The 23,112-nt window shown below is 67.8% G+C and carries 18 protein-coding genes; 9 read left to right on the forward strand and 9 right to left on the reverse strand.

What is annotated here, in order from left to right; all coding sequences use genetic code 11:
- Positions 1-66: 66 nt before the first annotated feature.
- The 6 genes from ACZLIB_RS07230 to ACZLIB_RS07255 all read right to left on the reverse strand — a co-directional run bounded on the left by ACZLIB_RS07230 (position 67) and on the right by ACZLIB_RS07255 (position 5,978).
- Positions 67-765, reverse strand: coding sequence for a fimbrial biogenesis chaperone (locus ACZLIB_RS07230; RefSeq protein ID WP_180844858.1), 699 nt, complete (start codon positions 763-765; stop codon positions 67-69).
- Positions 765-983, reverse strand: coding sequence for a hypothetical protein (locus ACZLIB_RS07235; protein WP_049399532.1), 219 nt, complete (start codon positions 981-983; stop codon positions 765-767). The genes ACZLIB_RS07230 and ACZLIB_RS07235 overlap by 1 nt, the downstream gene beginning before the upstream one ends.
- Before the next feature lie 289 nt (positions 984-1,272).
- A complete protein-coding gene (locus ACZLIB_RS07240; protein WP_478469496.1) occupies positions 1,273-2,310 on the reverse strand; it encodes a Csu type fimbrial protein in 1,038 nt (345 codons plus the stop codon).
- Positions 2,307-4,685 (reverse strand): fimbria/pilus outer membrane usher protein, encoded by a 2,379-nt coding sequence (locus ACZLIB_RS07245; protein WP_478469497.1) that lies wholly within the window; start codon positions 4,683-4,685, stop codon positions 2,307-2,309. Before ACZLIB_RS07245 ends, ACZLIB_RS07240 begins: the two co-directional genes overlap by 4 nt.
- Positions 4,686-4,692: 7 nt before the next feature.
- On the reverse strand, positions 4,693-5,442 hold the full coding sequence (locus ACZLIB_RS07250) for a fimbrial biogenesis chaperone (protein ID WP_110711715.1): 750 nt from the start codon (positions 5,440-5,442) through the stop codon (positions 4,693-4,695).
- Positions 5,442-5,978 (reverse strand): Csu type fimbrial protein, encoded by a 537-nt coding sequence (locus ACZLIB_RS07255; protein ID WP_110711716.1) that lies wholly within the window; start codon positions 5,976-5,978, stop codon positions 5,442-5,444. Before ACZLIB_RS07255 ends, ACZLIB_RS07250 begins: the two co-directional genes overlap by 1 nt.
- Positions 5,979-6,150: 172 nt before the next feature.
- Here ACZLIB_RS07255 and map point away from each other — a divergent pair, with 172 nt between their 5' ends.
- From map to dapE, 6 genes are read left to right on the forward strand one after another with little or no spacing between them, the layout of a single operon-like run.
- Positions 6,151-6,993, forward strand: coding sequence for a type I methionyl aminopeptidase (gene map, locus ACZLIB_RS07260; protein WP_107433358.1), 843 nt, complete (start codon positions 6,151-6,153; stop codon positions 6,991-6,993).
- A gap of 20 nt (positions 6,994-7,013) precedes the next feature.
- Positions 7,014-9,623, forward strand: coding sequence for a [protein-PII] uridylyltransferase (locus tag ACZLIB_RS07265; protein WP_478469914.1), 2,610 nt, complete (start codon positions 7,014-7,016; stop codon positions 9,621-9,623).
- The gene (dapD, locus tag ACZLIB_RS07270; RefSeq protein WP_478469499.1) at positions 9,623-10,711 is read left to right on the forward strand and encodes a 2,3,4,5-tetrahydropyridine-2,6-dicarboxylate N-succinyltransferase; all 1,089 of its coding nucleotides are present in this window, start codon (positions 9,623-9,625) and stop codon (positions 10,709-10,711) included. The genes ACZLIB_RS07265 and dapD overlap by 1 nt, the downstream gene beginning before the upstream one ends.
- Before the next feature lie 2 nt (positions 10,712-10,713).
- Positions 10,714-11,583, forward strand: coding sequence for a hypothetical protein (locus ACZLIB_RS07275; RefSeq protein WP_248859843.1), 870 nt, complete (start codon positions 10,714-10,716; stop codon positions 11,581-11,583).
- Positions 11,584-11,614: 31 nt separating this feature from the next.
- Positions 11,615-11,986 carry an arsenate reductase gene (locus ACZLIB_RS07280; protein ID WP_180847611.1) on the forward strand — a complete coding sequence of 124 codons (372 nt, stop codon included), beginning with the start codon at positions 11,615-11,617 and terminating at the stop codon, positions 11,984-11,986.
- Positions 11,983-13,119: a succinyl-diaminopimelate desuccinylase gene (gene dapE / locus ACZLIB_RS07285; protein WP_478469501.1), complete on the forward strand. Its 1,137-nt coding sequence runs from the start codon at positions 11,983-11,985 to the stop codon at positions 13,117-13,119. Before ACZLIB_RS07280 ends, dapE begins: the two co-directional genes overlap by 4 nt.
- A gap of 66 nt (positions 13,120-13,185) precedes the next feature.
- On the opposite strand, the gene ACZLIB_RS07290 is transcribed toward dapE, so the two are convergent.
- Positions 13,186-14,064, reverse strand: coding sequence for a tetratricopeptide repeat protein (locus ACZLIB_RS07290; protein WP_180838125.1), 879 nt, complete (start codon positions 14,062-14,064; stop codon positions 13,186-13,188).
- A 339-nt stretch (positions 14,065-14,403) separates the two neighbouring features.
- Between ACZLIB_RS07290 and asnB the strand changes: the two genes are divergently transcribed.
- Together asnB and ACZLIB_RS07300 are read left to right on the forward strand one after the other, a co-directional pair.
- Positions 14,404-16,095, forward strand: coding sequence for an asparagine synthase B (asnB, locus tag ACZLIB_RS07295; protein ID WP_049399515.1), 1,692 nt, complete (start codon positions 14,404-14,406; stop codon positions 16,093-16,095).
- 101 nt (positions 16,096-16,196) lie between these two features.
- The gene (locus ACZLIB_RS07300) at positions 16,197-17,582 is read left to right on the forward strand and encodes a cation:proton antiporter domain-containing protein (RefSeq protein ID WP_478469502.1); all 1,386 of its coding nucleotides are present in this window, start codon (positions 16,197-16,199) and stop codon (positions 17,580-17,582) included.
- Positions 17,583-17,621: 39 nt separating this feature from the next.
- Here ACZLIB_RS07300 and ACZLIB_RS07305 read toward each other — a convergent pair whose 3' ends face one another.
- Positions 17,622-19,949, reverse strand: a complete 2,328-nt coding sequence (locus ACZLIB_RS07305; RefSeq protein ID WP_478469503.1) for a penicillin acylase family protein — start codon at positions 19,947-19,949, stop codon at positions 17,622-17,624.
- Positions 19,950-20,073: 124 nt separating this feature from the next.
- Here ACZLIB_RS07305 and bfr point away from each other — a divergent pair, with 124 nt between their 5' ends.
- A complete protein-coding gene (gene bfr, locus ACZLIB_RS07310; RefSeq protein WP_004151115.1) occupies positions 20,074-20,562 on the forward strand; it encodes a bacterioferritin in 489 nt (162 codons plus the stop codon).
- Between the two features lie 267 nt (positions 20,563-20,829).
- On the opposite strand, the gene parC is transcribed toward bfr, so the two are convergent.
- Positions 20,830-23,073 carry a DNA topoisomerase IV subunit A gene (gene parC, locus ACZLIB_RS07315; RefSeq protein WP_182267510.1) on the reverse strand — a complete coding sequence of 748 codons (2,244 nt, stop codon included), beginning with the start codon at positions 23,071-23,073 and terminating at the stop codon, positions 20,830-20,832.
- Positions 23,074-23,112: the final 39 nt, after the last annotated feature.

Here is a 23,112-nt window from a genome sequence, read left to right on the forward strand (position 1 = left end):
TGGATTCACCGGTGACGTCCGGTGTGGACGGTCTCCCGCGCACGCAGGCGGCAGGAATCCGGTCGATTATAGCCCGCTGGGAGCGCTCGCTGCAATTGCCGGGTCCGGCGCGGTCAGATCGACCACGCGGCCGTCCTGCAGCCGGGCCTGGAAATGGCCACCGGCATAGCCGTCGGCATGGACGGGGAGGGCCCAGCGGCGTTCCCGGCCCGCCAGCAGGTAGCCGGCCAATCCCGGCAGCAGCAGGGTGCGGCGTCCATCGCCGGCGACGAACGCAAGATCGTGCAGGCGGGCGTGAACGGAACCTGCGTTGCGCAGTCGCAGAAGAGGCTGCGACGTTCCGGGCTCTATCCCGGCATGCAGGTCCGGCCGCGCCAGGGGCGCCGCATGCCCCCGGAACAAGGGCAGCGAGTAGCGTGGCAGGTCCGGTCCGCTGGGGCTCAGGATCACCCGGTAGGCCTGCTCGACGGCAACGGGCGACGTCTCCCGAGGCAGCAGCCAGATGCGTTGACGGGTGCCGGGCGGGAGGTCGAGCCGGGCGGGGCTGGCCAGGATCTGGTCGCTGGGCCGCAGCTTTTCCGCATCGACCTGCTGTTCCCAGGCCAGGATTCGAACCTCGCCCTGCCAGCGGCCGGGCCCGGGGTTGTACAGCCACAGCTCGCCGTGCCCCCCTTCGGCGGGCAGCTGCAGGGTGGTGGGCACCAGGTCCAGCGCCGCAGCGGGCAGTGCCAGCAGCAGTGCCAGCAGGCTCAGCAGGATGCGCATCAGTAGATGAGGGTCACGGCAGGCGCCGCGTCGTCGCTGTCGGCCGGCGGCGCGAGGTCGCGGATCTGTTGCGGAAGCTCGGGCGCGTCGCTGCGCCGGTGCGGTGCCGTGCATCGGGTGTTGCCGGCATCACTGCTGCAGCCCTCGACCACAGTCAGCCGGATCTGCAGGGAGGTGCTGCCGGGATCGGCCCACGCGGGCGTACTGGCGACCAGCATCGCCCCGATCAGAAGTGCGCGAACCACCTGCCATCCACCGTACTGTAGGACCCGTTGCGCGGTATCGGCCGGATCGGCCGAATCTGTAGGCTCGACTGCCAGTCGACTGGTCCTGCCGCAGGAGTGATGCGCGCATCCACGCACGGCGTGGATCTACCGAAACCCACCCCGGTGGGTGCCGACCATTCCAAACCCACCCCGGTGGGTGCCGACCATTCCAACCCATCCCGGTGGGTGCCGACCATTCCAACCCATCCCGGTGGATGCCGACCGTTGGTCGGAACACAGGTCAGTAAGTGATCGTCACCTGCACCAGATCGTTGTAGGTACCGGCCGGGGGCTGGCCGGTGACCGGCGGCACCCGGCCATGGATGGTCAGCTGCTGCGCGCTGCCACTTCCGGTGCCGCCAACGGTATCGACATTGAGGGTATTGCCCCAGCGCAGGCTGCGCGCGGCGTCGCGGTACAGCTCATAGGGGAGGTAGTAGGTGCCGCTGCCAATGGTGGTGGCCATGCGCCGGGTGGTGGAGGCGGCGGGGTTGTTCTGGCCGTTGTTGAGGCTGATCTGGTAGGCGGTGTTCTTCAGGCAGGTCAGCGTGAGCGTGGCGGTCCGGTCGATGTTGGCGGGAATGCTGCCGGTGACGTTGCCGAAGTCCATGTTGGTGGTGACGTAGCTGCCGCATTGCGGCAGCACGTTGGCAGTGGCAGTGAAGCTGAAGGCCGCACTGGCGCTGTTGGTGCCGGTTGCGCCGCCGTTGCAGGCGGCCGGCACGGTGGCGTTGCCGAGCAGGACTTCGTTCCAGGCCCAGGTGAGCACCACGTTGGCGCCACTGAAGGTGCTGCTGTAAGCACCCGAAGCGAGGATCTGGTTGGCGGGGATCTGCGCGAACAGCTGCACGGACTGCGCACCGCTGCCGCCGGTCAGCAGCGGCACGTTGTAGCTCATGGTCAGTTCCTGCGCCGGCGGCGTGCCGCGTGGCACCAGGCCGGTGACCTGGCCGTAGCTGGCGTTGTTGTAGAGCTGGAAATTCATGGTGTCGCTGGTGGAAGTGGACATCGTGCGGAAGGTGGAGCTGCTGCCGCCGCCACTGCCTGCGCCGACACCCACGCAGACGCGGACGCCGGTGGTGGCCAGCAGGCTCAGTGCGGCGGTGGTACAGGTCACCGTGATGTTCAGCGTCGCCGCCGTAGGGCCGGGAGCGTTGCTGTTGATGTTGCCGAACGGCAGGGTCGGGTTCGCGGTTGCCGTGCAGACCGCTGTCGCCTGGGCCGGTAGTGCCCCGAGCAGGCCGGCGAACAGCAGCATGCCGAGCAGCAGCACTCTCATGGCGCCACCTCCGGGATGCACGGCAGCGGTGCCGGCTTCGGCCGGGCGCCGGACGCCACTACCTTGGGCGGCTCGGGTACCTTCACCCGGCACTGGCCGCGGCTGGTGGTGATGTACAGCACGCTGCCGGCAGCGACGTCTTCCAGATACAGCAGGCCGTCATAGCCCACCGTGGCCTGGCGTCCGCCGGGCAACTGCACTTCGCTGCCCACTTCCAGCGGCTGCCCGTCCATGCTCTGCAGCGTCAGGCTCAGAGAGGGCCGCGAGCGCAACTGGAATGTCACGTGGGTCCCAGCGCGCTGGCGCGGCGTCACCCAGTCCTCGATGCGGTCGGCACGCATGTCCTCGGGCAGGTCCAGGGTGTCGATCGAGACCCGGTTGCGCTGCCAGGACAGCAGCGGGCTGACCAGCAACAGGCCACGATCATCGGTGACGCCGATCAGGCGGTTCTCCAGCCGCACCGGCACGCCACCGACACCATTGGTGCTGATCACCGCGAATGCATCGGAGACCTCGCGGGTGGCGAACGCGTGCCCGCCCATCCAGACCAGGCTGCCACTGGCGCTGCCGTAGGCATAGTTGAGCCCGCCCTGGCGCGAGGCGCCGAAGGAGTAGCGGCCGACGTCATTGAGGATGCCGACTTCGGCCAGGCCGCCACTGCCGTCCTCGCCGTGGCGCACCTGCGCGCGCCAACCGATGCCGCCTGCACTGCCATCGCCGGGCACCGGCTGGGTGACGTCGGCCACCCAGGTCTGGCTGTCGCCATTGCGCTGGCTGGACAGGCTGGCCTGGCGGTTGTTGCCCAGGCTGGCCGTCACCGACAGATAGATGCTGCGGTCATCACTCTGGTCCAGGTTCTGGTTCACCGAGAGGTAGGCTGACCAGCGCTGGCTCCAGGTACGCGACCAGAACAGGCTGGCGTAGCGGTTGTCTTCGCCATCGGGGTAGCGCAGGCGCAGGTAGCTGGCGCTGAGCGTGCCCAGCCGCAGCAGGTCGGCGCCGACCGTGGCCTGTTCGCTGATGCTGGGTGGCAGGTTGCCCTGCAGTGCGCCCAGGTCGCGGTAATCACCATGGCTGCGCACGGTGCGCAGATTGACGTTGAGTCGGCGGTTGTTCCAGCTGTAACCCAGCGCCCACTGGCCACCCTGCAGGCCCTGGTAGTTGCTGTGCGCATAGGCGGCGTTGAACACGCCCGCGCCGCCGAGCAGCCACCCGCCGCCGATGCCGGCCTGGGTCAGGCCACCGCCGCCTTCGGCATGCGCTTCACCGGTGAAGGTATCGCTGATGCCGCCGCGCCAGTTGGCACTGGCCACGGTGCGGTCGTCGTAGGCGAAGGAGCGCTGGCCGAAGTCCTCGCGCAGTTGGCCAACACCGACCGACCAGTCCGACAGGCCCTTGGCCAGCAGCTGCTGGGTGCCATAGAAACTGAAATCCAGTGTCTGCATGCGGCCGAATGCGTCGGTGACCACCACCTGTGCGCTGCCGGTGCCGCTGATCCCCGGCTGTGCGGCCAGCTGGAACGGGCCGACCGGGACCTGGCCGCTGTACTGGCGCAGGCCATCGACGTACAGCTCGACCGTGGACGGCACCACCGCCTGGCCGAGGAAACTGGGCGTGGGGGTCAGCACGCGATAGGGCTGCAGGCCGTAGTTGCGACCGATCTGCAGGCCACCCAGGCGCACCGGACGGGTCCAGTCGACGAAGCCGCTGTAGAAATCGCCGACCTCCAGCGTCATCGCCTGGTCGGGGAAATCCAGGCTCCAGCGCGTATCCAGGCGCACGCTTTCACCGCGCCAGCGACGATCACCGGGCTGCTGGTAGCGACGGCTGATCGCGGTGTTCTCGAAGGTGCCGTTGCCGATGCCGAACAGGCGCAGCTCCGAGCTCAGGCTGAGGTTGCCGAGCGTGTCCACCCGGCTGCCGTAGATGTCGTAGTTGAGCAGCACGCCGGGTGAGGCGCTGCCGGCAGGTGCACGCGTCTGTGGGCGGCTGAGTACGGTGGTCGGCAGGGTCAGCTGGTCCAGCGGCACGTCCAGCGCCAGGGTCTGCATGTGCGCGTCATAGCGCACCACCGCGCCGCTGATCTGGTCCAGGTAGACCGGTGCATCGCCGCTGGCATTGAAGCCGAGCTGGCGCAGGACGTCGGGGCTGGCCTGCAGGCGGCCACGGTTTTCGACGAACGGCAGCAGGCCGCGCGGCGTGCTGTTGAGCGATACGTCCAGATACAGCGTCTGGCTGGCGGTCAGCGGGGTGGGGGGCGGCAGGATCGCATCGGCGGAGATTCCTGATACGTCGGCGGCTCCCGTGGCCGCGGCACCGGACACATCGGCGGCTTCGGTCGCCGCAGGAGCCAGGGCAGCCAGCAGCGCGCCCATCAACGCCTCAGCGAGCCGGTGGTGGCGATAGCGGGGTCTGTTCCGACTCGCCATTGAGCTTGGCCGTGATCTGGTCGTTGTCGCGGTCGATCGCCATGCGCTCGATCGGCCAGCGCATCACCTGGCCGGGCAGCACATAGCCCAGCAGGCCGGGGTGCACGATGCGCGGGCGCTTGGCGCTACCGAGTGCGAGGTCGGCAATCTGTGCATAGCTGTTGCCCGAATTGGCCACCTCGACGCCGTTGCGGCCATCGCCCAGCGTCACCAGGCGCGCCTGCAGCTGCGGGGCGAGCTTGCCGGACGCGGGCTGCACGAATACCGGGATCGAGTAGCGCAGGACGAACTGCATGCCCTCGGCACGGGTGGCCAGGTCCGGCACCTCGTCCACGATCAGGCGGTAGTACTGCTGTGCCGCCGGGGGCTCCCGGGTCGGGCGCATCACCCGCACCAGCTGCTGCTGGCCCGCCGCCAGCTCCTGCATCGGCGGGGAGGCCATCAGTTCATCGGTGGGCAGCAGTTGCTCCTGGCCACCCTGCTGCACCCAGCGGAAGACGCGTACCTGCAGCTTCACCGGTGAGGTGCCGCTGTTGGTCAGCCACAGCTCGCCGGCACGCTGGCGGGCTTCCAGCTGCAGGCTGGTGGGGGCGACCTGCAGGCTGGTGGCGCCTGCCGTAGAGGTCGCCAGCAGGCACAGGGCGAGCAGCGCCACGCCGGTGGCGCGCCACGGGCGGGGTCCGGCCATGCGGGCGTGCTCCATCAATAGGTGATCGTGGCGGTGACCGTATCCAGGTAGTTACCGGTGGCCGGGTTGTTGGTGCTCAGGTTGAGGATCTGGCCGTAGACGATGTAAGGCACGGCCAGGCCGGTGCCGATGCCGGCCTGCGTGTTGGTGCCGGAGGTGGAACCCCAGACCAGGGTGTGCGCGGCATCCTGGTACAGCTGGTAGCCCACGAAGTTGTTGGCGGTCACCGCGGCGTTGGTGTTCTTCATCCGGCGGGTGGTGACGTCATTGGCAGTGCCTGCATTGGCACCCGCATTCAGTGAAATCGTGTACGGGGTCAGGGCCGAGCACTGCGCGGTGACCGTGCCCTGGCCCAGGGTGGGGGTCGCCGTGGTCGAGGCCGCAGTGCCGAAGTCGACGTTGGTTGCCGCAGCGGCGGTGATGGTGCAGGCCTTGGTGACCACCAGGGTGACGTTGAAGGTGGTGGTGTCGGCGGCCTGGGCCAGCGCTGGGCCAGCCATCAGCAGGGCCAACAGGCGCCACGCACGCAGGGAACGAAGCGGGAATCGCATGGACAACCTCCCTGACCCGAAGGTCCGTTGAACAAGGCGAAGGCGGCACGTTCGGCACCGCTTCGGCGACGGTAGCCTCAGCTTGTGCGGGTAAGTGTCTGTAATCCGTGATAAATAGGCGGGCGAAAGAGTGGAGGTCATCACGCTTTCACTTTCCTTGCCGGAACCGTGCATGGCCCGGATCGCCAGTTGGGTGGCGTTCGTTCAGATTGTGGCCGGATCGGCGATAATGGGGGCCATGAGCGTGAATCTGAAAACCCCGCAGGAAATCGAGATGATGCGAATCGCCGGCCGCCTGGCCAGCGAAGTGCTCGACATCGTCACCCCCCACGTCAAGCCCGGTGTCACCACCGAGGAACTGGACCGCATCTGCCACGACCACATCGTGAACGTGCAGGGCGCCGTTCCGGCCAACGTCGGCTACCGCGGCTTCCCGAAGACCGTGTGCACCTCGGTCAACAACGTCATCTGCCATGGCATCCCCAGCGAAGGGAAGGTGCTCAAGGATGGCGACATCATCAATATCGACGTCACCGTCATCAAGGATGGCTGGCACGGCGACACCAGCCGCATGTACTTCGTCGGCACGCCTTCGGTGATGGCCCGCCGCCTGGTGGAAACCACCTACGAAGCCATGTGGCGCGGCATCCGCGCGGTGCGTCCGGGCGCCACCCTGGGTGACATCGGCCATGCCATCCAGAGCTATGCCGAAGGCGAGCGTTTCAGCGTGGTGCGCGAGTACTGCGGCCACGGCATCGGCAAGGTCTACCACGATGAGCCGCAGGTGGTGCATTACGGCCGTCCGGGCCAGGGCCTGGTGCTGCAGCCGGGCATGACCTTCACCATCGAGCCGATGATCAACGAGGGCACCCGTTACAACAAGGTGCTGCCGGATGGCTGGACCGTGGTGACCAAGGACCGCAAGTTGTCGGCACAGTGGGAGCACATGATCGCGGTCACCGAAACCGGCGTTGACGTGCTGACGCTGTCGCCGGGCGAGTCACAGGTCTCCTGACGATGCTGCCGGCGGGTTCGCTGCTGGACACGCCGGCCGCGTCGCTCAACGACCCGGACTGGGCTGCTGCCGCGCGACAGGCGCTGCAGCAGGCCGACGCGCGGCTGTACCGCCGCTTCGACCAGGGCGACAACATCGAGCGCCTGCTGGCGCTGCGCGCGCGTGCCGCCGACCATCTGATCCGCCTGGCCTGGCAGCGTTGCCTGCCGGCCGACAGTGGCCTTTCACTGTTCGCGGTGGGTGGGTACGGACGCGGTGAACTGTTCCCGCGTTCGGACATCGACCTGCTGGTGTTCGGTGATCCTGCCGTGCAGCTTGCCCACGAGGCGGAACTGGCGCGTTTGTTCGCGCTGCTGTGGGATTGCGGGCTTGCAGTGAGCCATGCCGTGCGTTCGGCGGCGCAGTGCCGCGAGGCGGCGGCTGACCAGACCGTGCTGACCGCGCTGATCGAGGCGCGCCCGATCCTGGCCGATGATGCGGCACGCCGCGCGCTGCGCGAGGCCATCGACGACCGCGAGCTGTGGCCGGCACGTGCGTTCTTCCTGGCCAAGCTGGAGGAACTGCGCAACCGCCACCAGCGTTTCGGCGATACCGCCGACAACCTGGAGCCGGACCTGAAGGATGGCCCGGGCGGCCTGCGCGATCTCAATACGCTGGGCTGGATGGCGCTGCGCGCGTTCGGCGTGCGCGACCTGGAGGCGCTGGTCGGGCTCGGCCACCTGGGCGCCGACGAAGCGGCGGCGCTGAAGCGCGAACGTGCGGTGCTGGCGCGGCTGCGCTTCGGCCTGCACCTGGTGGCGCGGCGCCCGGAAGAGCGGCTGCGTTTCGATTACCAGAAGACCCTGGCCGCGCGCCTGGGCTTCGAAGACGATGCCGAGAACCTCGGCGTCGAGAAGATGATGCAGGGGTTCTACCGCGCCGCCCTGGTGGTGCGCCGGATCAGCGACCGCCTGCTGCAGCGCTTCGAGGAACAGTTCGATGGCGAGGCGCAGCCGGAGCCGCTGACCGTGGGTTTCTCCCTGCGCCGTGGTTACCTGGCGGCCAATGATTCGGATTGGCCGCGCGGCGACATCGGCCAGGTGTTCGCGCTGTTCGCCAGCTGGGCCAACAATCCGCAGGTGCGCGGCCTGCATTCGTTGACTGCGCGCGCGCTGGCCGAATCATTGCCGTTGCTGCCCGCCTATGACCAGGCCGACAGCGATGCGCGCGAGAATTTTCTGGCCCTTCTACGTGGCCAACGCCCGGTCGACACACTCTCGCGCATGGCGCGGCTGGGCGTGCTCGGGCAGTGGATTCCTGCCTTCGCCCAGGTCAGCGGGCGCATGCAGTTCGACCTGTTCCATGTCTACACCGTCGACCAGCACACGCTGATGGTCCTGCGCAACATCGGCCAGTTCGCCAGCAGCCGTGCCGACGAGCGCTTTTCGATCGCGCATGAAGTGTGGCCGCGCCTGCGCAAGCCGGAGCTGCTGCTGCTGGCCGGCCTGTTCCATGACATCGCCAAGGGCCGTGGCGGCGACCACTCGGAGCTGGGCGCGGTGGACGCGCGCGCGTTCTGCCAGGCGCATGCGCTGAGCACGTCCGATACCGAACTGGTGGCGTGGCTGGTCGAACAGCACCTGCGCATGTCGGTGACCGCGCAGAAGCAGGACATCGCCGACCCGGTGGTGATCCATCGCTTCGCCACCCTGGTGGGCAGCCGCGACCGCCTCGACTATCTGTACCTGCTGACCTGCGCTGATATCGCCGGCACCAGTCCGAAGCTGTGGAACGCGTGGAAGGACCGCCTGCTGGCCGATCTGTATTTCGCCACCCGGCGCGCGCTGCGCGAAGGGCTCGAGCATCCGGTACCCGCGGCCGAGCGCGTGGCCGAGGCGCGCGACAGCGTGCGCGCACTGGTGCGCGAACAGGGGTACGACGATGCCACCATCGACCGCCAGTTCGCAGTGATGCCCGACGAAGGCTTCATTCGCCTGCGTCCCGAGCAGCTGGCCTGGCAGACCGCCGCGCTGGTACCGGTGAAGCAGGGCCACACACTGGTGAAGGTGCGCCGGATCAGCGTCGACGACCCGGCGCTGGAGGTGTTCGTGCACTCCCCGGACCGTGATGGCCTGTTCGCAGCGATCGCCATGACCCTGGACCGCAAGGGCTATGGCATCCATCGCGCACGCGTGCTGGACGGCCCTGCCGACACCATCTTCGATACCTTCGAGGTGAACCCGGCCGACAGCTTTGCCGATGGCAGTAGCGCCAATCTGGAGGCGGCGCTGCGCGAAGCGCTCAGTGGCGACCTGACCCGCCTGCGGCCGTCGCGCCGGGTGGTGCCACGGCAGCTGCGCCATTTCCGTTTCGCCCCTCGCATCGAGTTCCGCGATGAACCCGGCGCGACCCGTTTTGCCCTGGTCGCTCCTGACCGCCCCGGCCTGCTGGCCGACGTGGCGTTCGTGCTGCGCAACCAGGGCCTGCGCGTGCATGATGCGCGCATTGCCACGTTCGGCGAACGCGCCGAAGACACCTTCGTGATCAGTGACGAACACGACCTCCCCCTGACTGAACCTGCCCGGCAGCAGCTGCATGACGCGATGCTGGCCTGCCTGGACCCTGATCGAAACGCCGGAGACCCCGCCTGATGGCCACCAAGCCTGTTAAGAAGACTGCTGCCACCGCCAAGAGCGCAGCGGCCAAGAAAGCTCCACAACAGCCGAAGGCTGGTCAAACTGCCGCCGTGCCGGCCGCGAAGAAGGCTGCCGCGCCGAAGAAAGCCGCAGCGGTGAAGGCCCCGGCGAAGAAGGTGGCGGCACCCAGGAAGGCCCCGGCCAAGAGTGCCGAAGCCGCACGCGCCGAAACCATCGCCCGCAAGTCGCTGCGCAAGCCGGCCGCGCCGGGCGTGGAAGAACTGAAGTTCGGCATCGAGAGCGCCTTCGAGCGCCGTGCGACGCTGACCCTGCACGAACTGGAAGGCTCGACCAAGCCGCTGGTCAACCGCGTGATCGACGGCCTGGAAAGCGGTGAATTCCGTGTCGCCGAACCGGACGGCCACGGTGGCTGGAAGGTCAACGAGTGGCTGAAGAAGGCGGTGCTGCTGTACTTCCGCGTCAACGACATGGCCGTGGTCGATGCGCGCCCGGCGCCGTTCTGGGACAAGGTCGAATCGCGCTTCGCCGGCTATGACGAAGCGAAGTTCCGCCGTGGCGGCGTGCGCGTGGTGCCGGGCGCGATCGCCCGCCGCGGCGCCTACTTCGGCAAGGACGTGGTGCTGATGCCGAGCTTCACCAACATCGGCGCCTACGTCGGCGAAGGCACCATGGTCGATACCTGGGCCACCGTCGGCTCCTGCGCGCAGATCGGCCAGCACTGCCACCTGTCCGGCGGCGCCGGCATCGGTGGCGTGCTGGAACCGCTGCAGGCCAGCCCGACCATCATCGAGGACCACTGCTTCATCGGTGCGCGCTCGGAAGTGGTGGAAGGCGTGGTGGTCGGCCACCACAGCGTGATCGGCATGGGCGTGTTCCTCAGCCAGAGCACCCGCATCTACAACCGCGCCACCGGCGAGATCAGCTACGGCTACATCCCGCCGTACAGCGTGGTGGTGTCCGGTTCGCTGCCGAGCAAGGACGGTACCCACTCGCTGTACTGCGCGGTGATCGTCAAGCAGGTCGATGCCAAGACCCGCAGCAAGACCAGCGTCAACGACCTGCTGCGCGGCCTGGCCGACTGAAGGTGGCTGCGCCGGAGGACCTGGCGCAGTCCGCGATCTACCGGCATCCGTCCGACACCCTGTTCGGGCGGATGCTGCCGCGCCTGCTGCACGCCCCGCGCTGGACCCGGCTGCGCCGCGCACTGTCGCGGCGCTGGCCGATGCCGGCGCTGGTCAGTGACGTGCGCGACGTGGTCTACGTGAGCTGGTGGGTCGACGTGCGCCACGCGCCGATGCCACCACCAGGCCATCACTATGTGGTCCATGCCGGACGCACGCCTTATACCATCCTCAGCTACCGTCACGGCCACTTCGGGCCCGCGCTGGCTGGGCCGCTGCGTTCCCTGATGCCGTCTCCGAGGCAGAGCAACTGGCGCTGGTACCTGCATCGTGACGACGATCCGGACGGGACACCGGTGGTGCTGTTCGACCGCAACGTAATGGATCAGCTGCCCTTCGTGGCCGGCGCGCGTGCCTTCAGCGATGCCATGCAGCCGCATCTGTCCACTCGCTTCGAGCATGTGGTGCGTGCCGATGGCGGAGGGTACACCCTGATCGAAGGCGGGCAGGGCAGTGCGCCGGCGCTGCACCTGCAGTGGCAGGCCGCTGCTGGCCGGGAGGATGCGGTGGCGTGGGCGGCGGCCTTCGGCGGCCACCAGGCCCTGCTGCGCTTCCTCTCCTGCCAGGACGAGGCCATCGCCCGTACCTGCGACCAGCGCTGGGCCAGCACCCGCATCGCGCTGCCGGTCGAGGTCGACAGCCTGCAGCCCCTGCGCCTGATCGGCGAACTGCAGTGTCCGCGGCTGCAGGCGATGGGCGTGGCGCTGCACGAGGGGCTGGCCTTCCGGCTGCCAAGGGTACCGTTCCGGGTCGTGTCCGAGCGCCTGTTGTGAGATTCTGGCCCTCTGTTTTCCAGCATCACAGATGGCCATGAGCACCACTGTCTACGGTTTGAAGAACTGCGATACCTGCAAGAAGGCGACCAAGTGGCTGGACCGCTTCGGCGTGCCTTACACCTTCGTCGACTACCGCGACAACAAACCCAGCCCGGAAATGCTGCTGGCATGGGCGGCGCAGCTGGGTGGCCTGGCCGCGATGGTGAACAAGTCGTCCACCACCTGGCGGCAGTTGCCGGACAACCGCAAGGCTGCCGATTCCGAGGCCGAATGGAAGCTGTTGCTGCGCGAGTATCCGCAGCTGATCAAGCGCCCGCTGGTGGTCACCGCCGACGGCGCGGTCAGCCAGGGTTTCAGTGACAACGGCTTCAAGGCACGCTTCGGCGTGGGCGACGCATGAGCGCTGTCCTCGACTTGACCTGTGAGCTGATCGCACGGCCTTCGGTGACACCGGACGATGCCGGTTGCCAGGCACTGCTGGCGGCACGCCTGAAGCAGGCCGGATTCCATTGCGATCACTTGCGCCTGGGTGACGTCGACAATCTGTGGGCGACCCACGGCCAGGGCGCACCGGTGCTGGTGCTGCTGGGCCATACCGACGTGGTGCCGACGGGCCCGCGCGAGGCCTGGGCCAGCGACCCGTTCACGCCGCAGATCCGTGACGGCGTGCTGTACGGCCGTGGCGCCGCCGACATGAAGGGCAGCGTGGCGGCGTTCGTGGTCGCCGCCGAGCAGTTCGTCGCCGCACATCCCGATCACCCCGGCACGCTGGCGGTACTGCTGACCAGCGACGAGGAAGGCGATGCCATCGATGGTGTGCGTCATGTTGCACGGCTGTTCGCCGAGCGCGGCCAACGCATCGACTGGTGCATTACCGGTGAACCGTCGTCGACCGCGATCCTGGGTGACCTGCTGCGCGTGGGGCGTCGTGGCAGCCTGTCGGCCAAGCTGCGCGTGCAGGGCGTACAGGGCCACGTGGCGTACCCGGATAAGGCGCGCAACCCGATTCACCAGGCTGCTCCGGCCCTGGCCGAACTGAGCGCGCGGCGCTGGGATGACGGCTACGAGAGTTTCCCGCCGACCAGCCTGCAGGTCTCCAACATCCATGCCGGCACCGGTGCCAACAACGTGATTCCCGGCGAGCTGGAGGTGGATTTCAACATCCGCTACAACCCGCACTGGGATGCCCCGAAGCTGGAGGCGGAGATCACCGCATTGCTGGGCCGCCATGGCCTGCAGTACACGCTGAAGTGGCACCGCAGCGGCGAGCCGTTCTACACCCCGGAAGGCACGCTGCGCGCCACCGCGCGTGCGGTGCTGGCCGAGCACATCGGCCGTGCGCCGGAAGAAAGCACCGGCGGCGGCACGTCAGATGCACGCTTCATCGCGCCACTGGGTGCGCAGTGCATCGAAGTGGGGCCGGTCAACGCCAGCATCCACCAGGTGGATGAGAACGTACGCGTGGACGATCTGGAAGCGTTGCCGGGGCTGTACCAGCGCCTGGTGGAACGGCTGCTGGTGGGAACCCCATGACGGAATGAATCCCGCGAGGGTGGGTGCCGACCGTTGGTCGGCACGCCTCCCGCCGGGGCCGCTTCTCTACTCGGAAAAGATGAAGAACGGCGGCTCGACCGCTTTCTTCCAGTAACTTGGCGCGGCCATGTAGAAGTGTTGCGCCTCGGCTCTGGCGAACCAGCGCGCCGCCGCGTCGGTGTCTTTCTCCACACCCGGCGCACTGCGGCCCAGCAGCAGACCGGCGAAGTACTGGCCGAACACATTGCCCTTCTCACCGGCGCGCTGGTACAGCTGCAGCGCACGCGCCGGATCGCGCGGCAGTCCCATGCCTTTCTCCAGCAGCGCGCCCAGGTCGACCTGCGCTTCGGCGTCGCCGTGCTCGGCACGACGCTGGATCTGCGCCACCAGCGGATGCACGGTGTCACCCTGTGCGGCCACCGCATCCGGCAGTCGCGACGACGAACTCGGGTAGCGCTCGTAGATCATTCCGCGCAGGTCCCAGCGCAGCGCCTGCTGCGCGTCGCCTCGCTGGCGGTAGGCCTTGGCGAGCCCGTAGAACGCATAGGGATTGCCGTGGTTGGCAGCCGCCAGATAGGCGCGTTCGCCACGTCGCCAGGACGCGCGCAGGACAGGTGCAGGGTTGATGTGGGGGCTGTCGGCATGCTGCAGCCTGCCGGAGATCCAGATCCGGCCCAGTGCTTCTTCCGCTTTGGTGTTGTGGAAGGTCCAGGGCGTGACCGCGGCAGCACGCTCGTAGTAGGCGACGGCGCGCGGATCGTTGAAACGTTCGAAGGTCTGCGCAGTGTCCCAGGCTCCGTCGAAGCTGCCGTCGGTGCCGCGTTGCTCCAGTGCCTGCTGCTGCGCCAGCGGCAGCGTGGAGGGCGGAGGCAGGGTCTGGCAGGCGGCCAGGCCCAGGCAGAGCAGGGCGGCCAGCGCCGCGTTGCGTCCAGTGCGGTGTTGCATTTCCATTACACGTTTCACGGCGGGCCATTATGCGCGCCGGGGAGTGGTTGCCAACGCAACGGTTGCGCCGTGCCGGAAACCGGGGTAGGGTCGATGCCATGTCGATCCGCCTGGCCACCGCCGTCAATAACAACAACCGCAATAATCTGCGCGCGAATAATCGTGCGCGGCCGATGCGGGACTGCGCCCTGGGTAGATAGACAGCAACACACGCCCGGACACCAGAAAACCCGCATCAGCCGATGCGGGTTTTTTTGTGCCCGGGCGCAGCCCCACCCGGGCCTGGATGGCCGGTCGAACACCCTCCCACCCGTGAAATCCCCCAACAGGAGCTCTCCCATGTGTTCGATCTTCGGAATCTTCGGCCTGCAGGCCGGTGACGATCTTCCCGCCCTGCGCCGCCATGCGCTGGAACTGTCGCAGCGCCAGCGCCACCGTGGCCCGGACTGGAGCGGCGTGTACCTCGACGAAGGTGCGCTGCTGGTCCATGAGCGGCTGGCCATCGTCGACCCGGCCGGTGGTTCGCAGCCGCTGCTGTCGGCCGATGGCCAGCTGGCGCTCGCGGTGAACGGCGAGATCTACAACCACCAGGCATTGAAGGCGGCGCTGACCACCGCCTACGACTTCCAGACCGGCTCGGACTGCGAGGTGATCAACGCGCTGTATCGCCAGGGCAGTTCGCCGGCGCAGTGGCTGGAACAGCTCAACGGCATCTTCGCCTTCGCGCTGTGGGACCGCGACAGCGGGCGCGTGCTGGTGGCGCGTGACCCGGTGGGCGTGGTGCCGCTGTACTGGGGCCACGATGCCCAGGGGCGCCTGCGGGTGGCCTCGGAAATGAAGGCGCTGGTCGATACCTGTGCCGACGTCGCACAGTTCCCGCCGGGTCACTACTTCGACAGTGCCAGCGGTGAGCTGGTGCGCTATTACCAGCAGCCGTGGCGCGACTACGCCGACGTGCAGGGCCGCCAGGCCGACCTGGCCGAACTGCGCCAGGCCTTCGAGCATGCGGTGGAGCGCCAGCTGATGAGCGACGTGCCGTATGGGGTGCTGCTGTCCGGTGGCCTGGACTCGTCGCTGGTGGCGGCCGTTGCCGCACGCTATGCGCGTCGCCGCATCGAGGATGGCGGGCAGACCGAAGCCTGGTGGCCGCGCCTGCATTCGTTCGCGATCGGCTTGAAGGGCTCGCCCGATCTGGCGGCCGCGGCGATCGCTGCCGAGGCACTTGGTACCGTGCATCACGGCTTCGAATACACCTTCGAGGAAGGCCTCGACGCGCTGCCGGAAGTGATCCGCCACATCGAAACCTACGACGTCACCACCATCCGCGCCTCGACGCCGATGTTCCTGCTGGCACGGCGGATCAAGGCGATGGGCGTGAAAATGGTGCTGTCCGGCGAGGGCAGCGATGAGATTTTTGGTGGCTACCTGTACTTCCACAAGGCGCCGGATGCACGTGAATTCCACGACGAGCTGGTGCGCAAGCTGGACGCGCTGCACAACTACGACTGCCTGCGCGCCAACAAGTCGATGATGGCCTGGGGCGTGGAGCCGCGCGTGCCGTTCCTTGATCGTGAGTTCCTTGATGTGGCGATGCGCTTCGATGCCGCGCACAAGATGGTCGGCGCCGGCTTTGGCGGGCGTCGCATCGAAAAGGCGGTGCTGCGCGAGGCGTTCGACGGCTACCTGCCGGACAGCATCCTGTGGCGGCAGAAGGAACAGTTCAGCGATGGCGTCGGCTACGGCTGGATCGACGGGCTGAAGGCGCATGCCGAAGCACAGGTGAGCGACCGTGTACTGGCGGCGGCCGACAAGCGCTTCCCGCACAACCCGCCACAGACCAAGGAGGCGTACTACTACCGCCACCTGTTCGAGCAGTTCTTCCCCAGCCGTGCGGCGGCCGAGACCGTGCCGGGCGGCAAGTCGATCGCCTGTTCGTCGCCGGCCGCCATTGCCTGGGACGCCAGCTTCGCCGCGGCAGCAGATCCGTCGGGCCGCGCGATCGCAGGCGTGCACGAACAGGCACTGGCCTAAGCCCTCAAAAAAGGGGACGGAGGGGATTAAGTCGTTTGTGCCACTAACGACTTAATCCCCTCCGTCCCCTTTTTGTATGATCGCCCCCTGCGCATTGGGGAATGTTCATGGACGTACAGGCAGGTGGCGACGTGCCGCCCACGAAATGGGGATGGCGTTATCTGGCCTGGGCCGGGGTGCCGTTGCTGGCTGGCGTACTGCTGGCGCGGTATGCCGGGCCGGCGGCGCCCGAGGCGGTTGCCCGCGCCACCGCCGCCGAAGGCAGCTGGGCGCAGCACCTTGCCTCACCGCTGGGCTTGTTCCTGCTGCAGCTGCTGGTGCTGCTGCTGGTGGCCAAGGGCGCGGGTGCGCTGCTCAAGCGCTTTGGACAACCGGCGGTGATCGGCGAGATGGCCGCTGGCCTGATGATGGGGCCGCTGGTGCTCGGCAGCCTGCTGCCGCAGCTGCATGGTGCGTTGTTCCCGGCCAGCTCGCTGGGTCCGCTGGGCATGCTCAGCCAGCTGGGCGTGCTGATGTTCCTGCTGGTAGCCGGTGCCGAGCTGGACCTGGCGGCGCTGCGTGGCCGCCGGCGCTTCGCCTTCACGGTCAGCCATGCCGGTATTGCAGTGCCGTTCGTGCTCGGCGTGGCGCTGGCGATCTGGCTGTATCCGCAGCACGGTCCGCAGGGTGTGGGCTTTACTGCATTCGCATTGTTCGTCGGCATCTCCATGAGCATCACCGCGTTCCCCGTGTTGCTGCGCATCCTTGCCGATCGTGGGATCACACAGACGCCATTGGGCCAGACCGCGATCGCCTGCGCGGCATTGGGCGATGCCACCGCCTGGTGCCTGCTGGCCTTGATCGTCGCCGCCGCCCAGGCCAGCGGCTGGTTGCCGGCCAGCCTCAACCTGCTGTGCGTGGTCGCGTTCGTAGCGCTGATGCTGGGGCTGGTGAAGCCATGGTTTGCCCGCCAGCAGATCGCGCCGGGCCGTGAGGGACGTTGGTTGCTGGGTATCCTGCTGCTGTCACTGGCGAGTGCGCTGGTCACCGAGATGCTGGGCATCCACGCGTTGTTCGGTGCATTCGCTGCGGGCGTCGCGGTATCGTCCAACGCGCAGCTGCGCGACCTGTTGATGGCCCGCGTCGAACCGTTCGCGGTGACCCTGCTGCTGCCACTGTTCTTCGCCATGACCGGCCTGCGCATGCGCGCCGATGCGCTGCAGGCCAGCGATATCGTGTTGTGCGTGGTGGTGATCGCGGTGGCCACGGCCGGCAAGCTGCTGGGCACCTTCAGTGCCGCGCGCAGTGCCGGCATGCCCACGCGCGAGGCATGGCGGCTGGGCGCATTGATGAACACCCGTGGCCTGATGGAGCTGATCGTGCTCAACCTGGGTTACGAGCTGGGCCTGCTCGGCGACCGGCTGTTCGCGGTGCTGGTGATCATGGCGCTGGTGACCACGGCGATGACCGGGCCGCTACTGAACCTGATCGAGCGGCGCCGGGGCTGAGCGCTGGACGGTCGTGCCGGCCAGCGGCCGGCACTACCGCTACCGCGCCGGTACCAGCGTCATCGTGTGCTGCGCCTTGCCGGGCAGGAACGGTGTCGGCCGCCCATGCACCCAGTCTTCGTGGCCGGCGCCCCAGTACGGCGAAAGCGGGTGCCCGCTCTGGCCGCCGGGCATGTGCACGATGCCGTCGGCCTCGTGGCCGGGCGAGACCACCATGCGTTCGGAGGCGCCGAAGTTCGGCGTCTGCACACGCGGCATGTCACGGTCACCGGGCAGGGGATCGGCGGGCATGCACAGCCAGCGCTTGGCGATATCCGGCAATGCACGCGCGATGGGATGGCAGAGCGCCGCGGTGTTGCGCTCTCCCCAGGTGCGCTGGGCCAGTGGGCCCTGCTTGGCCAGCTCGCTCTCGGTGCGGCGTGCGGCATCAAGCAGCAGCGCGTCCCAGCTGTCGTAGGCCGGTGGCAGCAGGTTGGCGGGGCGCTGCTGCAGCATCGGCCAGGCCACGCCTTCCAGTTGTGCCAGGCGCGGGTCCAGATAGTCATCGCCCAGCTGCGCGTTGGCCGGTGCCAGCAGTGCTTCGGACAGGGTATCCATCACCTGCGTGCGGAACGCGCGCACCACCCGGTAGCTGACCGAGCTGGCCGAGGCCCGGCCGCCCCATTGATGGCTGACCGCCTTCAAGCGCTTCAGTGCAGGGTCGTCACTGCGTTCGATGACGTCATGCAGCAACGCCCACCAGCGCTGCAGGAACACGGCGCGGTCGTCGAGCTGGATCGCCAGCAGGTCGTGTTCGTCGAAGCGGTCCTGGATGGCGAGCAGGTCGCGAATCTGCTGCGCACGCGCGCCGAGGTCATAGCCACCGTTGCCGACGCTGGCCAGCGCCTCGCCGTCGAGGACGCGTCCGTTGGCGGTCCACAGGCGATGGTTGGGAGGATCGATCAATGCAGGCGAGGCATCGCTGCGGATCGGCCACGGTGCGCAGTCCTGGTTGCTGGCGGCCGTGAAGCCGGCCGGCGCACAGCCGGGGCCTCGGTCGGGGCGGGCGCCGATCAGGCGCCAGGCGATGCGTCCGCTGCGGTCGCCGACCACCAGGTTCTGCGCGGGAATGCCGGCACGGTCGGCGAAGTGCAGTGCACCGTCCAGGTCACCGGCGCGGGCCAGATCAGCGAAATCCAGGCGTACGGCGCCGGGCAGGTGTGCGACCCAGCGCAGGGCATCGCCACTGCCATCGGCATGGGTGTGCAGGATCGGCCCCCAGGCGGTTTCGCGTACCGGGAACAGCACGTCGGCCTGGCCGGCCACTGCGATGCGCTCTTCATGCACCGTGACCGCGGCGTTGGCCGGTTCCGTGCGGTAGTCCGCCGTGTCGATGTAGCTGTTGGTGAAGCCCCAGGCGACGTGGCCGTTGCTGCCGACGATCACCGCCGGCAGGCCAGGGAGCGAGAAGCCAGTGACGTCGACCTGGCCGCCGGCAGCCTGCGGGTCGGGGTAACGCAGGCGCACCCGGAACCACAGGCCAGGCGCGCGCAGGCCCAGGTGCATGTCGTCGGCGACGATGGCGCGGCCGTCGGCGGTGAGTGCGCCGGCCACCGCGAAGTTGTTGCTGCCGATGACGTCCGCCTCCTCCTGCTCGGTGCCCGGCTTTCCTTTCAATGTGCGCAGATCGAGCTGGCTGGCATCGGGCAGAATCGCATTGCCGGTGGCTTCGCCAAACAGCGGTGCATCCCATTCGGTGCCGTCGTGGGCAATCAGCGCGTACAGCGCCGGCGGCACCACCGCACGGATGCGGCTGAGGGCAAGCTCGGTCTGGTTGTTCGGGTCTTGCAGGTCGGCGTACATGGCCAGCCCGGCCAGCACGCTGTCGCTGGCCTGCCACGGTTGCGGTGACTGCCGCAGCAGCAGGTAGGCCCATGGCCGCACGGAGAGATCGGTAAGGCCTTCGTTTACGCCATCCACATAGGCGCGCACGACCGCGCCGTTGTCGCCCAGCGCGGTATCCAGATGCGCCTCGGTGCGGGCGCGCAGGCGGTGCACGCGCATGCGCTTGTCAGCTTCAATGGCCTTCGGCCCGAACAATGCCGACAGCTCGCCGGCGGCACTGCGGCGCATCAGGTCCATCTCGAAATAGCGTTCCTGCGCATGCACATGGCCGAGTGCGCGCATCGCGTCGGCCTGACTGCCGGCAGTGATGGTGACCACCCCCAGCGCATCGCGCTCGATGGTGACCGGCTTGGCCAGGCCCGGCAGCGCATGCTCGCCGTCCAGGTCGGCCAGGCTTCCGCGCAGCAGCAGCCACAGGGCCAGTGCGGTGACCAGCACGATGGCGACCAACACACCCAGCACCCAACGCCATGTACGTCGCATCGCACGTCCTTTCCGAACTCGTGGGCCGATTGTAGCCGCAGGCGCAACTGCGACTGATTCCGATTAGATCACCGTATTTTGAAATGCGGCACCCTATGTCACATCGATTCACAGGAGCCCCCCCATGAAAGGCAACCCGGACGTCATCGCCTGCCTGAAGGAACTGCTGCGCGGCGAACTCGCTGCCCGCGACCAGTACTTCATCCATTCCCGCCGCTATGAGGACCAGGGCCTGTTCGCGCTGTACGAACGCTTGAACCACGAGATGGAAGAGGAAACCCAGCACGCCGACGCGCTGCTGCGCCGGATCCTGTTCCTCGGCGGCGACCCGGACATGCGCCCGCATGCCACCGAGCCGGGCAAGACCGTGGAAGAGATGCTGCAGAAGGATCTCGACACTGAATACGCGGTTCGGAACAATCTCGCCGCCGGCATGAAGCTGTGCGAAGAGAAGGGTGACTACGTGAGCCGCGACATGCTGCTGGCGCAGCTGAAGGACACCGAGGAAGACCACGCCTGGTGGCTGGAGCAGCAGCTGGGCCTGATCAAGCGCATCGGCCTGGAGCTGTACCAGCTGAGCAAGATCGACGGCAACGGCGCCCCGGCGCACTGAGCCGGCGCCCCGCTTTGGGTAGAGCCGACCGCTGGTCGGCTGCTCTTCAAAAGACAGCCGACCAGCGGTCGGCTCTACCAGAAGAAGCACAGCGTTCTGTCGCCCGCCAGCACCGGAGCATCGCCAGCCAGCTTTCGCCAGCCAGCCGCTCCACCGCCCGCCAGCCGACAACGAAAAAGCCGGGGAATGCCCCGGCTTTTTCGTGTCTGGTCTCCGGCAAGGCGTGTCAACCAAGGTTGACATCCACCAGGAGCAAGGCCCCAGCCTTTATTCCACCGACAGCCCTTCCACCTTCTGCCAGCCGCGCGGCAGCAGGTGGCCGCGGGTGGCGCGGGCGCCGAGGTAGGCGTCAAGCTCGTTGAACTTCAGGCCCATCGTGCGCTGCCCACTGCGCACCTGCAGGGTCTGCCCCGGGCTGATGGCCACGATGGCGACCACGCGCTCGGTGGCGAGCTTGGCCTTCGGGATCTCGATGATCTTGTTGCCCTTGCCCTTGTCCAGTTCCGGCAGGTCGTTGGCGGCGATCGCCAGCAGGTTGCCGGAGCTGGTCACCGCCACGATGCGATCGGTGGCGACGTTGGCGACCACCGACGGGGTCAGCACCGACGAACCGGCTGACAGGTTCAGCATCGCCTTGCCGGCCTTGTTGCGGCCGATCAGGTTCTCGAAGCGGGTGACGAAGCCGTAGCCGTGGGTGGAGGCCAGCACGAAGCGGGTGTCCGGCTCGGCGCTGGCCAGGGTCACGAAGCTGGTGCCCGCGGCCGGCGAGAAGCGGCCGGTCAGCGGTTCACCGTTGCCACGCGCGGAGGGCAGGGTGTGCACCGGCGTCGAGTAGGCGCGGCCCTCGCTGTCGAGGAACGCGACCTGCTGCGTACTGCGCGCACGCACCGCGCCCTGCAGGGCGTCACCATCACGGTAGGACAGGGCGGACGCATCGACGTCGTGGCCCTTGGCGGCGCGGATCCAGCCCTTCTCCGACAGCACGACGGTCATCGGCTCGCTCGGCACCAGCTCGGTCTCGTCGATGGCCTGCGCGGCCTGGCGCTGCACCAGCGGCGAACGGCGCGCGTCGCCGAATTTCTTGGCATCGGCGGTCAGTTCGTCGCGGATCAGCTTCTTCAGCTTGGCCTTGCTGTCGAGGATGCCGAGGATCTTCTCGCGCTCCTTGGCCAGCTCGTCCTGCTCGCCACGGATCTTCATCTCCTCCAGGCGGGCCAGCTGCTTCAGCTTGGTTTCCAGGATGTACTCGGCCTGGTCGTCGGACAGGCCGAAGCGCGCGATCAGCGCCGCCTTCGGTTCGTCCTCGGTACGGATGATGTGGATCACCTCGTCCAGGTTGAGGAACGCGACCAGCAGGCCTTCCAACAGGTGCAGGCGGCGCTCGACCTTCTGCAGGCGGTGCTGCAGGCGGCGGGTGACGGTGTTGCTGCGGAAGGTCAGCCATTCGCTGAGCAGCATCTTCAGGTTCTTCACCTGCGGACGGCCGTCCAGCCCGATCACGTTGAGGTTGACGCGGTAGCTGCGTTCCATGTCCGTGGTCGCGAACAGGTGGCCCATCAGCTGCTCGGCGTCGACGCGGTTGGAACGCGGTACCAGCACCACGCGCACCGGGTTGGCGTGGTCGGACTCATCGCGGATGTCTTCCAGCCATGGCAGCTTCTTGGCGCGCATCTGCGCGGCGATCTGCTCGATCACCTTCGACGGCGACACCTGGAACGGCAGCGCGGTGACCACGATGTTGTGTGCTTCCTTGGTGAAGGTCGCACGTGCGCGCACGCTGCCGTTGCCGGTTTCGTAGATGTTCCGCAGATCGTTGGCCGCGGTGATGATCTCGGCGCTGGACGGATAGTCCGGGCCCTGCACGTGCTCGCACAGGTCGCGCACGCTGGCATCGGGGTTGTCCAGCAGGTGCAGCAATGCGCTGACGATCTCGTTGAGATTGTGCGGCGGCACGTCGGTGGCCATGCCCACGGCGATGCCGGTGGTGCCGTTCAGCAGCAGGTGCGGCAGCCGTGCCGGCATCCAGGTCGGCTCCTGCAGGGTGCCGTCGAAGTTCGGTGCCCAGTCGGTGGTGCCCTGGCCCAGTTCGCCCAGCAGCACTTCGGCGATCGGAGTCAGCTTGGATTCGGTGTAACGCATCGCCGCGAACGACTTCGGGTCGTCGCTGGAGCCGAAGTTGCCCTGGCCCTCGATCAGCGGGTAGCGGTACGAGAACGGCTGTGCCATCAGTACCAGCGCCTCGTAGCACGCGCTGTCGCCATGCGGGTGGTACTTACCGATGACGTCACCGACGGTGCGCGCGGACTTCTTCGGCTTGGACGCGGCATTCAGGCCCAGCTCGCTCATCGAATAGATGATGCGGCGCTGCACCGGCTTCAGGCCGTCGCCGATGAACGGCAGGGCGCGGTCCAGGACCACGTACATCGAGTAGTCGAGGTAGGCGCGTTCGGCGTACTCGCGCAGCGGCAGTTGTTCGAATCCGTGGAACACGGGGCGGGCAAGTTCGGTCATGCGGCGTTGTTACCTGTTGTCGGGAGGCGGCGACGGCGG

The sequence above is a fragment of the Stenotrophomonas sp. 220_Sma genome, from assembly GCF_056487375.1.